The sequence below is a fragment of the Lentilactobacillus parakefiri genome (assembly GCF_002157585.1).
Lineage (GTDB): Bacteria > Bacillota > Bacilli > Lactobacillales > Lactobacillaceae > Lentilactobacillus > Lentilactobacillus parakefiri.
Genome location: NZ_BDGB01000161.1, coordinates 115,502 through 126,340 on the forward strand (window position 1 = coordinate 115,502; position 10,839 = coordinate 126,340).

Below are 10,839 nucleotides of genomic sequence, written 5' to 3' on the forward strand. Positions count from 1 at the left end.
ATATCGAGGCGGTGTCGTTATGGCAAAAATTTCCATTTGGCAAAAAATCATTAATTTCTTCACTGGCAAAAAGCAATCGGTGCAAGCTCCCGCTGAGGTCAAAGACGGGATTTGGTACCGAAAGGAAGCTGACGGTAACTACCTATTGGGCATCGACAAATCGGTCTATGATTTGATGGGTAAGATTACCTTCGCCGATTTTCCCAACCAATTAGATACGATTGAAGTCGATGACGATCTATTGGATATCGAGGGCGATAAATCGGTGGAAACTCTGAAATCACCAATTTCCGGCCGCATTGTGGCGCGGAATAAAGAAATCGGCAAAGATATCCAAACCCTCAACAAGCCCGACCCAGAGGTCAATTGGATTGCCAAAGTTCAACCGGCAGCCTAGTTATTCAAATAAATCGAACAAATCTTTAGCCACTTTCGAAAAAAGAACTATAATGAAGTTAGATCAAATAGAAGGAGGTAATTATTTATGGCTGAAGAACCAGGTGCAGAATCTCCATTATTGAACCAAATGATGTCTGAGGCATTCGACTGGAGCGATCAAAAATTACCAGTCCGTGATGCTATTTGGGACTACTACATGGAAAAGAATGACCACGATACTCTCAAGACCGAAAAGGATGTTGAACCTTACATGAACATGTCAACTGACGATCTCAAGAGCAAAGCTGAAGCATTACTCAAGAAGTAATTTTCGGTGGTTAATAAAATACCCGCACTAGTTTCGTGCTAGGCGTTCAAATGATCTTCAGGCTGTGATGGCTTGGGGGTCATTTTTTCAGAGTGGGACTTAAAGCGGTTAGTTTCCTGCCATATAATAGCAAAACTTAAAAAGTCGAGGATAAGATAATCACTACTTTGCCTGCGCCTCCAAAAATACTTTATCGTAGCAAGTACCCCCCATCAACCGGCAGCATCACCCCTGTGACATAATCTGATGCCTGACTCTCCAGAAAGACAACTGGCCCCATCAACTCTTCGGGCACACCCCATTCCCCAGATGGAATATGGGCTTTGATTTCCGGTCCACGAATCGGGTCCTCCTGCAGAGGCTTGGTCATATCCGTCTTAATATAGCCCGGCGCAAGACCATTGACCTGAATATTATAGGGTGCCAGTGCGTCGGCGTATGCTTTAGTCAACCCTAGAACTGCGTGCTTACTTGCAGTATACGGGAAAATGAACTTACCAGCCCGATATGATTGCATCGAACCAATGTTAATAATCTTGCCGCTCTTTTGTTTAACCATCACCTTGGCTGCCTCGTGTGATAAATAATAGAGGGCGTTCAGGTTTAGGTCAATTACCTTTTTCCAATCTTCATCTGAAAAATCAAGGACATCATTGCGAATTTGCATCCCTGCATTATTCACTAAAATATCCAAGTGCCCAAACTGATCCAAAACAGCTTGAATGACCTCAGCCGCTGCGCCATCTGCCGTAATGTCCTTCTGCAGAAAACCGATTTGTTGGCCATTTCCTTCAACTGCTTTTTGAGCTTCCTCCCAGCCCTTTTGTGATCGGCTCACAATAAACACATCGGCCCCATACATAGACAGAGCAATTGAATAGTTCAGGCCCAATCCGGATGCACCACCGGTGACCAATGCAACTTTGTTCGTAAGTGAAAAGCTATCTTTGTCGAATGCTGTCATTTGGAAATCCTCCTCTAAATTAAACAAGTGATGAGTTGACCTTCATTGTCTATCATCTTACTACCGGTCAGTTAGGGCATGTAGAACGGGCAATTTCATAATTAAACCCGGCATCCCCACCAAATGAGTATTGAAAGCCCATTACAATCTCGGAACCACCTGCTTAGCATAATTAAAAACTAGCGCCTTCTTCACGGAAAATTCGTTCACCATGTATGAACCGTCACCAGACAGGTAGGCTTCCTTATAAGGAATGAAATAATGCGGGTGTCGATAGCCACTTTCCAGCTTTGGGTTACACTTAACTGCCAAAGCCGGGTGCCCGGCAACGGCAATCCGCACCCGCACTGATCCCTTTGGTGACAATGAAATAAGGGCAACGAATAAGAAAATGCTTACGATTAAAATGCCAATATATTTAAGGATCCGCTTCAAATAACGCATGGTCTTCCCCCTTGGTTAGCCCAAAAATTGATTTAGTGGCGTCGCAACATGAAAAGTCCCCATGAAACTTCTGATAGCAAACGCCGATACCCGTCCACCAGCTTGTTGATCCGTGTAGGCATATTTAATTGGGATCGAATAAACCGGCATTTTGAAAAATTTACTTTCCTTTGGGTGATACTTTGGATGACACCTGATCACGCTCATTGGTGAAGCACCATTAATAATCATCGTCGTTCCCACCGCATTCTTTGGTGGTAACGTTGCTGCTAAAAACAGCAACATGATTAGTCCCAGAATTGAATAGGTGACAATTTTAAACTTGGATCTGTGTCGAACTTTTTTCCCCATCCTTAAATCCCCCAATTTTCCTGAATAGACTACTTTTCTAATTTCGCCTTGCCAGCCGCCAAAACGGCATCTGAGACATACTCGCTCGTAAACCGCTGGAGCGGCGTGTACTGGTGGCGATCCTTGAAAGCCACCGGAATTGCCTGGACAATTCCGACCATCAAATTATTTTCGGTGATAAAAATTTGGCCGACCTGCTTAAACTTCCCCTTGGTGTGTTTGCCGGTCCGCCAGCTATGTAGCTTAAAATCCCCGGATTCATCGCGTTTAATGCGATATTGTCCGGAGTCATCGGTCTCAAGTGGAACGCCGATGAATTGGTTCACTTCGTACTTGCCTTTCATGAATTTCCGCCCTTTCATGACTAAATTGTGACTAAAGTTAGAATTAAAATCTAATCTTTTTCAAAACACAACAATTATACTAATTTATACTATACAATAATAGTATAATAATTTTTTCGAGTAATGGGGTGAAATAATGAATCAAATTAAATTGGTAACCGACTCGGCGGCCCATCTGTCAAAGGCAGATCTTCAGGCGTACGGTATTTCCGTGCTCAACCCGCCAATCGTCATGGACGGCAAGCTGTTCGGCTACGTCAATAAAATTAGTAGTGAGAAGTTTTTGCAATTATTTGACCAGTGTTCAAATAAACCGGTCATTGGCGACATTTCGGTCGGTGAAATTACCCGGCTGTATAACGAACTGGGGGCAGATGGCAGTCAGATTCTCTCCATACATTTAAGCGATAAATTATCCAACACTTATGCAAATGCCAGAACCGCTGCCAGCAAATCAACCAGTCAAGTGACCGTCGTCAACAGTCAAGTCACGGCGGCCGGTCTATCCTATCAGGTGCTGGAAGCTGCCAAGCTAATTGCGGCCGGCAAATCCATCCCAGAGATTTTGCCTCAGTTGGCAAAGATTCGAAACCGGACCCGGATCTTCTTTTCAGTCCGCAACAACCAACAAATTGTTAATAATCGGATCATCGGCAAGCTTCGCGGTTTCTTGGGCAAACACGCCAACACCGCCTACATGATTAAATTTGGCGATAATGATTTCGACTTGGTCGCCCACGGCTCCAAAGATGAATCCCTTAACGACTTCTGGCGGACCCAGATGCAGGTGATGCACGACGAATGCATTGTTAAGCTGACAATTCTACACTCCGGCACCAATGCCCGTGCTCAGTTCCTCCGGGAAATGCTTAACGATGAGTTCCCATTTGTTCCAATTTCAATTGTGCCGACCAACCCGGAGATGACCACCTTTATTGGCCGGGAATCGACTGGTGTTACCTATCTGTTGGGATAATTGTCTTCAAAATCTTCGTAACTTAATAACGGCCGCTAACGCAAATTTCGTGTTAGTGGCCGCTTTTTCATGTATTTTAAAATTAATCAGCTTCGCGAATCGGCTTCCCTGTGTGGACACTTTCCCGCTCAATCAATCGTGTTGCCACAACGACTTTCTCCGGGGTGTGCCCATCATTATCCAGGTTATTGTCCAACAGTCCCAGCAGACGAACGGCAACCGCCCCCATCTTGCTGGTATTAACCTTAACCGCTGTCAATGAAGGGATCACGTACTTGGCAACCGCGGTATCGTTGAAGCTGACCAAGCTGACATCCTCGGGAACCTTAACGCCATTGTCATGGAGCGCCTTCAAAGCGCCGACCGCCATGGCGTCATTAGACACAAACAGCGCATTTGGAAACGATTCTTTGGACCGTTTGAGTGCCTGATCGATGATGTTGTAACTTGACTGCATCGTGTAATCACCAACAAACACGTTTGCCGGATCGTACAAGGACTGTTTTTCGAGATAGTTTTTAAAGACATCAAAGCGGTGATCGGTAATCTTTAACTGCTGATCGCTGCTGTATTCAACTCCGGAAATCATGCCAATGCGCTTCAAGCCATTTTCTATGAAGTAGGCCAACACTGATTTGGTCGAACTATCAAAGTCAGTCACCACACAATCGTGTCCCTTGGCTAACGTATCAAAGTCAACGAACACCAAATTGTCACTGGCTTCCTGCATGATCTTGATCTGGTCATCACTGAACTTACCGATGGCAACGATCCCGGATACGTCGTCAATCGCAGTCAGTGGATCGCCGGCAAAGTACCGTTTAACCTTATAATGATCCCGTTCTGCCTGCTTCTTAACCCCCATGCGGATCGATAAATAATACAAATCGTCGAGTTCCTGCTGCTCAGTGTACCATTCAACGATGGCAACCGTGTCCCGAGTCGTGCTTGAACGTTTCTTCTTGGTATAATCCAAGGCTTCAGCCGCTTCAAAAATCTTTTTACGAGTCAGGTCACTGACAGATAATGATTTATCGTAATTCAGTACTCGCGAAACCGTGGTAATTGAAACCCCAGCCTTCTGCGCAATGTCCTTAATTGTTGCCATGATCTCACCCCTCCATCAAATCATTCAGCTTTTATGTATCCAATCGTTTTAGTTAATTTACTAAAATAAATATATGTTCTTTACCTTGATATGTCAAGGATATTCCGTTATATTGGCGTTTTTGGCTAGTAAACTTGTTGACGTGTGCCTGCTAAATTTCTATAATTAGGGTGATTTGAAATATAAGGAGGGTCATGTCGTGGATGACAAAATTGAAGACGCTTACCAACAATGGACCAATCAATCTCATTTACCAGAAAATCTTGTGCTTGATTTAAATAAAATGAAAAATGATTCAGACCAAAAGAAGGATGCCTTTGGAACTGTTCTCTCGTTTGGAACTGCCGGAATGCGTGGCGTGCTTGGTGCCGGAACCAACCGGATGAACATCTACACCGTTCGCCAGGCCGCAGAAGGACTCGCCTCATTCATGGATACTTTGGATGAAGCAACCCGCAAGCGGGGCGTTGCCATCAGCTTCGATTCCCGTTACCATTCAAAGGAGTTTGCCCATGAATCGGCAAAAGTTTTGGGGTATCACCATATCCCAACCTTTGTCTTCGACGACATTCGCCCCACACCGGAGTTGTCCTTCGCTGTTCGTCACCTGAACACCTATGCCGGGATCATGATTACCGCATCCCACAACCCAAAACAATATAATGGCTTCAAAATTTACGGCCAAGACGGCGGTCAAATGCCACCAAAGGAATCTGACCTGATTACGTCATACATCCGCAAAAGCAGCGATCTGTTCGCTATCAATGTTACCCCTGAACAGGAACTCCGTGAAGCAAAAGTCATGAACCTGATCGGCGAAGCAGTTGACCAAGCTTACCTTGCCAAGGTTCAGACTGTCAACATCGACCACGATTTAATCAAAAACGTCGGTGCCAACATGAAATTCGTCTACTCACCACTTCACGGAACCGGTAAAGTCATCGCTCGCCGTGCCTTGGAAGCAGCTGGCTTCAAGAATTACGTCGTCGTGCCGGAACAAACCATCGCCGATCCCGAATTTCCAACCACACCCTTCCCAAATCCTGAGTTCCCACAAGCCTTTGATTTGGCCCGGGAACTTGGCAAGAAGGTCTCAGCCGATGTCTTGATTGCTTCTGATCCTGACGCCGACCGATTAGGCTGTGCCGTTCGTCAGCCTGATGGCGACTACACCCTGCTAAGTGGTAACCAGATTGCCAGTGTCCTCTTGAACTATATTTTGGCTGCTAAAAAGAAAGCCGACGACCTGCCGGCTGACGGCACCATCGTCAAATCAATTGTCTCAACTGATTTGGCACCTAAAATTGCGGCTTCATATGGCGTCGCAACCAACAACGTGTTGACCGGCTTCAAATTCATTGCCGAGGCCATTCACCACTACGAAACTGAGCACGATCACACCTTCCTGTTTGGCTTTGAAGAAAGCTTCGGGTACCTGATCAAGCCGTTCGTTCGTGATAAAGACGCCATTCAAACGGTGCTCTTACTCGCTGAAGTGGCTGCCTACTACAAGAGTCAGGGCAAGACCTTGTACGACGGTGTTCAAGAAATGTTCCAGAAGTATGGCTACTACGCTGAAAAGACCATTGCCAAAGAATTTGACGGCCTTGACGGTAAAGACAAGATGGCACACATCATGGCAGAACTCCGTGAGAATCCGCTGACCGAATTTAACGGCCACAAGGTCTTGAGCCACGCCGACTATCAGTCATCTGAACTGACTGATCAAGCTGGCAAACAGACCACAATTGACCTGCCAAAGTCTAACGTCTTGAAATACTGGCTGGATGATGAAACTTGGCTGGCTGTCCGTCCATCGGGAACTGAACCCAAAGTGAAGTTCTACTTGGAAGTCGATGATAAGAGCCAAGACGCCGCTGACAAGAAACTTGCCGGCTACGTTGATGCTGTTGATAAGATGATTGACCAATTAATTAACAACTAAATTTCTAATCAAAAAGCTGCCTGATCTGAAAGGATTGGGCAGCTTTTTTGCGATGTAAAATGCTACAATTAGTGGTATAGGTCGTATCAAAAGGTCCATTCAAGGGGGAATCGCAATTGAAACGCACAACTCAACTCATCACGGGGGCACTGCTGATGTTTGGGGCCGCATTGATGCAGGCTCAACCGGCCCACGCCACTGTGGTCAAGAACAGCTTTTTGAAAACCCAACGCACCATTCGTACATACAATATCAATAAGCACGCCAAGCTCACTTTGCCCAAAGGGACGGTGGTTCAAGTTGCCGGCACCAAACATCTTCATGGCAATAAATACGTCGACGTTTATGTCGACCGGTTAAGTTATAACATCAGAAAGCCACTGCTCTCAGTGAAAAAGCCAACTATTTACAGCCACTGGATTCGGGCGAAAGGTGACAACTTTAAGCAGATCCACAAACCAAGCTACCTGAGCTACTATGCCGCCCAATCCGATGGTAAGCAATCTCACGGTAAGATCAGAACGGAAACCGGCAACCTTTGGAAGGGCACCCGTTTGCCTGTTGATTACGCGACTTCGGTGGCCGCACGACTGCGGGTCACCACCAACGGCTACCTGGAATACGACGCCAGTTCGCCCTTTGTCTTCAAAATTTCGCCAAAACCAACCACCAGCTTGAAAGTGGCAAAAGCCAGCCAGCCCATGGCGAGCGGCAAGACAATCCTGACTTTCAAGTCGCGACTCAAGCAACTCCCCTTTACCAAGAAGTCGAAGGGCCATTACCAATTGACCATCACGAATGCAGAAGCCGGCACGATCACCGTGGTTCCTAATACTTCCAAGGTTCAAAAGATCTTAACCAACTGGATTTTTAAGGTTGGTAAGCAGTCCTGGTATGAAAATAACAGCGTCACCACGTTTAAATAAGGGGGGGGACCACACCATGGTAAAACTCAAATTCCAATTCTGGTTGTTTGCGTTGGGGATTCTTCTGGCGGTCAGCGTCGCGGTACCGGCAAATGCCACTACTTATCTGTCCCATTTTTCCAAGGATCAATACCTGATGACCAAGAAGACGATTCACACCACAAACAGCCACTATAAAAATATCAAAATCACAATTCCAAAGGGCACTGTGCTCAAATCGAGCCGCTTGACCAAGAGCAGTAAGACCAAACATCCCTACTTAACCATTAACTTAAACCGGCTGCACTGGTCGCTGCGAAAAGCCATCATCCAGTCATCACACAACGTGACGTCCACCAGCGGGATCTGGGCAAAGACCAGCACCTTTAAAAAGGTCCACGCCCCGGCTTACCAAACTTATTTTAAACAGCCCTATACCGGCACCATTGGCGGACTCATCTGGGAGGTTACTAAAGCTTTCCCCTTGCGCCAGCAGTATAAGATCGAAAACTGCCTGAGGGTCACCGATGACGGCTACCTGGAATATTTTACCGGTTACGACTATTGGGTCAATAAGATGCCGGCGCCACACTCGGCTGCCAAAGTTGAAAAGTTCGTGAAGAAGGGCAAGGCTGACTATCTCTATACCGCATCAAAGGTCAGCGGCTTGAATATGAAACAGGTCGCCAAGAAAGGCCAGCACCGTTACCGGTTGAAGATCACTAAAACCGACCAGCACATGGCAACCGTTAATCCCGCCCAAGACAAAAAGTATGACGAAAGTGTCACAATTTCGATCCGTTATTACGTTGGCGGGAAGAAGTTTTACGTTAATAGCCAGGTGATTGAGCCATGATCAGATTTGACTGAAATTTTTGTTGCAATTTAACAAAATTAGGCTATGATAATGTCAATTCAATGTTTCTCAGTCACTGATTGCGAGGCGATCGCATTGCAAGCTAAGTCAAAGTTATCTGCGGCCAAGATCCTCAACTCTAACCACGAACGTAATCTAGGGATTCTGATTGGTGCTGGCGGTGGACTGTTTCTTGATGCACTGGTTAGCTTTCAAGATTGGGGCTTCTTCACCATTCTTGGCTATACCTTGGGGCAACTGGGAATTCTAAGTTCCGGTCATCCTCCGTTGGTCGGAAATAATCGACGATAATTAAAAACTCACAACTGTCAAACTGACGGCTGTGAGTTTTTTTAATTGCACAATTCTCTCATGATTCATTAATGATTCCTGGTGTAATTTACGGTATAATTTTCACTTGTAGGGTTGTTAAAGCGGTAGCAGTCATTTTTGGAATTGAGGTGTTGCCAATGCAACAAAAATTCATCCAAGAAAGGGTTGCTCTAAGTCTTAATGCTGTGGGCGGCAATACTGTTTGGTATCGCTGCGTGCCTCAAAGCAGTTGCCTTTATAATCTTCGCGATCGCGGATCTTATCAAGGCAATCAAAAAGAACCGCTCATAAACTTTAGGCAGTTTAGCGGTTCTCCGTAACTACTGAGCTATCGCTCTACAACTTTACCACGACTCAATTGTACCATGAGTCGTGGTAATTTTGTATTTGAAAGTAATTCATAATTACACTTTTTTGGTCGACCTAAAGTTCATTAGTGTCTAATTCCACCGGACAGTGATCCGACCCAAACACATCAGTCAAAATCTTTGAATCCTGAATATCATCTGACAACCGATCACTCGCCACAAAATAATCAATCCGCCAGCCGGCATTCCGGTCGCGGGAATGGAATCGGTAGCTCCACCAGGAATAGATATCTGTTTGGTCAGGATAAAAATGTCTGAAAGTATCCATAAAGCCGGCATTTAGCAACTTGGTGAAATCTTGACGTTCCTCGTCAGTGAACCCGGCATTGTGATGGTTAGACGTTGGATTCTTCAAATCAATCTCATTGTGAGCCACATTCAGATCGCCACACAGGATGACGGGTTTTTGCTTATCCAACTGATTTAAATATTGGTAGAAAGCCTTGTTCCAGCCCATCCGAAAGTCAAGCCGCTTCAGCCCAGCGCCAGAGTTTGGAACATAGCTCGTGACCAAGTAAAAGTTAGGATACTCAAGGGTGATCGCCCGCCCCTCGTGATCGAACTCGTCGCTGTTGATGCCATAGGTGACATTTACCGGTTCATGTTTAGTGAAGATGGCCGTTCCGGAATAGCCCTTGCGTTCAGCATAATTAAAATATTGCTGGTAGCCAGGCAAGTCAAGCTCCAGCTGCCCTTCCTGCATCTTGGTTTCTTGAATGCAGAAGAAGTCGGCATCTAATTGATTAAAAGTGTCGGCAAAGTCGTATTTTACCGCCGCTCGCAGTCCGTTGACGTTCCATGAGATGAATTTCATTTGATCATGTCCTTTTTTGGTTTGATGGGTTAATTATAACGTAAACATTGACATTATATCTGTTAAGTACGAGATACTGTTCAACTGCATATAAAGAAGTGTGTGATCAGAATAACCTCCTAACCTATATGATTTATGAGGAACAGCCCTTAAGAAGTACCCTTGTTTATTACACATCTATGCCTCTACTAATCTCTAACATTCTTAGATTATTGTCAGTAAGATTGGATTCAAGATGCTGATTATAATTTAATAACATTTACCGATTGTTAAAATTATGTAGCAACTTAATGCTATAATTATTATGTATTGGAGTTGAGTACTTTTATAGCAAATTAATTTTATATTTGGGGGCATTTTTTCATGATACAAAAGCAGAAATATGTTTTGAACCATATTTTCCGTACAATCCTTCTCATTACAACTGTTTTACTAATTGGCATCCTTTATGGAAATCTTCATAATGTTAATGCTGACACACAGTTAAAGCCGACTCTTTCGTTCACTGGTGTCAACCAGGCAAATCAGAAGACAGAAACAATCGCAACAATTACACATGAGTCTACAAACAAAGCCGTAATTTTAAATACCTTGAATTGTCAAATTAAGTGCAACACTACATTAAAGAATATTTCATAAGGCGTTTTCCATCCGAGACATTTACGGGGACGATTATTCATTTGTTCTGCATATGCTTGTATCCGGCGGTCAGTAATTGAATCAAG

13 protein-coding genes and 1 pseudogene are annotated in these 10,839 nt (G+C 44.8%); 7 read left to right on the plus strand and 7 right to left on the minus strand.

Annotated elements, in window-relative coordinates; genetic code table 11:
* The first annotated feature begins 19 nt into the window (after nucleotides 1–19).
* Both LPKJCM_RS12680 and LPKJCM_RS12685 read left to right on the plus strand, forming a co-directional pair.
* Nucleotides 20–397, plus strand: coding sequence for a glycine cleavage system H family protein (locus tag LPKJCM_RS12680; protein WP_057961888.1), 378 nt, complete (start codon nucleotides 20–22; stop codon nucleotides 395–397).
* Nucleotides 398–484: 87 nt separating this feature from the next.
* Complete coding sequence (locus LPKJCM_RS12685) at nucleotides 485–706, plus strand: P8 family protein (RefSeq protein WP_057961889.1); 222 nt, start codon at nucleotides 485–487, stop codon at nucleotides 704–706.
* A 190-nt stretch (nucleotides 707–896) separates the two neighbouring features.
* Here LPKJCM_RS12685 and LPKJCM_RS12690 read toward each other — a convergent pair whose 3' ends face one another.
* The 4 genes from LPKJCM_RS12690 to LPKJCM_RS12705 all read right to left on the minus strand — a co-directional run bounded on the left by LPKJCM_RS12690 (nucleotide 897) and on the right by LPKJCM_RS12705 (nucleotide 2,809).
* Complete coding sequence (locus LPKJCM_RS12690; protein WP_057961890.1) at nucleotides 897–1,670, minus strand: SDR family NAD(P)-dependent oxidoreductase; 774 nt, start codon at nucleotides 1,668–1,670, stop codon at nucleotides 897–899.
* A 141-nt stretch (nucleotides 1,671–1,811) separates the two neighbouring features.
* Complete coding sequence (locus LPKJCM_RS12695; RefSeq protein WP_057961891.1) at nucleotides 1,812–2,114, minus strand: hypothetical protein; 303 nt, start codon at nucleotides 2,112–2,114, stop codon at nucleotides 1,812–1,814.
* A 15-nt stretch (nucleotides 2,115–2,129) separates the two neighbouring features.
* Entirely contained in the window at nucleotides 2,130–2,465 is a 336-nt protein-coding gene (locus LPKJCM_RS12700; RefSeq protein WP_057961892.1) for a hypothetical protein, read from the minus strand.
* A gap of 29 nt (nucleotides 2,466–2,494) precedes the next feature.
* Nucleotides 2,495–2,809, minus strand: coding sequence for a DUF7671 family protein (locus tag LPKJCM_RS12705; protein ID WP_057961893.1), 315 nt, complete (start codon nucleotides 2,807–2,809; stop codon nucleotides 2,495–2,497).
* 136 nt (nucleotides 2,810–2,945) lie between these two features.
* On the opposite strand from LPKJCM_RS12705, the gene LPKJCM_RS12710 reads away from it, so the two are divergent.
* Nucleotides 2,946–3,785 carry a DegV family protein gene (locus LPKJCM_RS12710; protein ID WP_057961894.1) on the plus strand — a complete coding sequence of 280 codons (840 nt, stop codon included), beginning with the start codon at nucleotides 2,946–2,948 and terminating at the stop codon, nucleotides 3,783–3,785.
* A gap of 82 nt (nucleotides 3,786–3,867) precedes the next feature.
* On the opposite strand, the gene LPKJCM_RS12715 is transcribed toward LPKJCM_RS12710, so the two are convergent.
* Nucleotides 3,868–4,893, minus strand: coding sequence for a LacI family DNA-binding transcriptional regulator (locus LPKJCM_RS12715; protein ID WP_057961895.1), 1,026 nt, complete (start codon nucleotides 4,891–4,893; stop codon nucleotides 3,868–3,870).
* A gap of 199 nt (nucleotides 4,894–5,092) precedes the next feature.
* On the opposite strand from LPKJCM_RS12715, the gene LPKJCM_RS12720 reads away from it, so the two are divergent.
* From LPKJCM_RS12720 to LPKJCM_RS12735, 4 genes are all read left to right on the plus strand, one after another.
* Nucleotides 5,093–6,838 carry a phospho-sugar mutase gene (locus LPKJCM_RS12720; protein WP_057961896.1) on the plus strand — a complete coding sequence of 582 codons (1,746 nt, stop codon included), beginning with the start codon at nucleotides 5,093–5,095 and terminating at the stop codon, nucleotides 6,836–6,838.
* 116 nt (nucleotides 6,839–6,954) lie between these two features.
* Nucleotides 6,955–7,764, plus strand: a complete 810-nt coding sequence (locus LPKJCM_RS12725; protein ID WP_057961897.1) for a hypothetical protein — start codon at nucleotides 6,955–6,957, stop codon at nucleotides 7,762–7,764.
* Nucleotides 7,765–7,780: 16 nt separating this feature from the next.
* Nucleotides 7,781–8,599 carry a hypothetical protein gene (locus LPKJCM_RS12730; protein WP_057961898.1) on the plus strand — a complete coding sequence of 273 codons (819 nt, stop codon included), beginning with the start codon at nucleotides 7,781–7,783 and terminating at the stop codon, nucleotides 8,597–8,599.
* A gap of 96 nt (nucleotides 8,600–8,695) precedes the next feature.
* Nucleotides 8,696–8,911, plus strand: coding sequence for a hypothetical protein (locus tag LPKJCM_RS12735; RefSeq protein ID WP_057961899.1), 216 nt, complete (start codon nucleotides 8,696–8,698; stop codon nucleotides 8,909–8,911).
* Nucleotides 8,912–9,355: 444 nt separating this feature from the next.
* Here the strand turns inward: LPKJCM_RS12735 and LPKJCM_RS12740 are convergent, their stop codons facing one another.
* Together LPKJCM_RS12740 and LPKJCM_RS13685 are read right to left on the minus strand one after the other, a co-directional pair.
* Nucleotides 9,356–10,114 (minus strand): exodeoxyribonuclease III, encoded by a 759-nt coding sequence (locus tag LPKJCM_RS12740; protein WP_057961900.1) that lies wholly within the window; start codon nucleotides 10,112–10,114, stop codon nucleotides 9,356–9,358.
* A gap of 599 nt (nucleotides 10,115–10,713) precedes the next feature.
* Nucleotides 10,714–10,839: pseudogene (locus LPKJCM_RS13685) on the minus strand (IS30 family transposase); the annotation flags it as partial.

What these genes read in the sequence shown, in the direction of transcription:
- LPKJCM_RS12715 (WP_057961895.1), bottom strand. Translation starts at nt 4,893, where the DNA reads ATGGCAACAATTAAGGACATTGCGCAGAAGGCTGGGGTTTCAATTACC.
- LPKJCM_RS12705 (WP_057961893.1), bottom strand. Translation starts at nt 2,809, where the DNA reads ATGAAAGGCAAGTACGAAGTGAACCAATTCATCGGCGTTCCACTTGAG.
- LPKJCM_RS12710 (WP_057961894.1), top strand. Translation starts at nt 2,946, where the DNA reads ATGAATCAAATTAAATTGGTAACCGACTCGGCGGCCCATCTGTCAAAG.
- LPKJCM_RS12680 (WP_057961888.1), top strand. Translation starts at nt 20, where the DNA reads ATGGCAAAAATTTCCATTTGGCAAAAAATCATTAATTTCTTCACTGGC.
- LPKJCM_RS12730 (WP_057961898.1), top strand. Translation starts at nt 7,781, where the DNA reads ATGGTAAAACTCAAATTCCAATTCTGGTTGTTTGCGTTGGGGATTCTT.
- LPKJCM_RS12690 (WP_057961890.1), bottom strand. Translation starts at nt 1,670, where the DNA reads ATGACAGCATTCGACAAAGATAGCTTTTCACTTACGAACAAAGTTGCA.
- LPKJCM_RS12695 (WP_057961891.1), bottom strand. Translation starts at nt 2,114, where the DNA reads ATGCGTTATTTGAAGCGGATCCTTAAATATATTGGCATTTTAATCGTA.
- LPKJCM_RS12700 (WP_057961892.1), bottom strand. Translation starts at nt 2,465, where the DNA reads ATGGGGAAAAAAGTTCGACACAGATCCAAGTTTAAAATTGTCACCTAT.
- LPKJCM_RS12740 (WP_057961900.1), bottom strand. Translation starts at nt 10,114, where the DNA reads ATGAAATTCATCTCATGGAACGTCAACGGACTGCGAGCGGCGGTAAAA.
- LPKJCM_RS12685 (WP_057961889.1), top strand. Translation starts at nt 485, where the DNA reads ATGGCTGAAGAACCAGGTGCAGAATCTCCATTATTGAACCAAATGATG.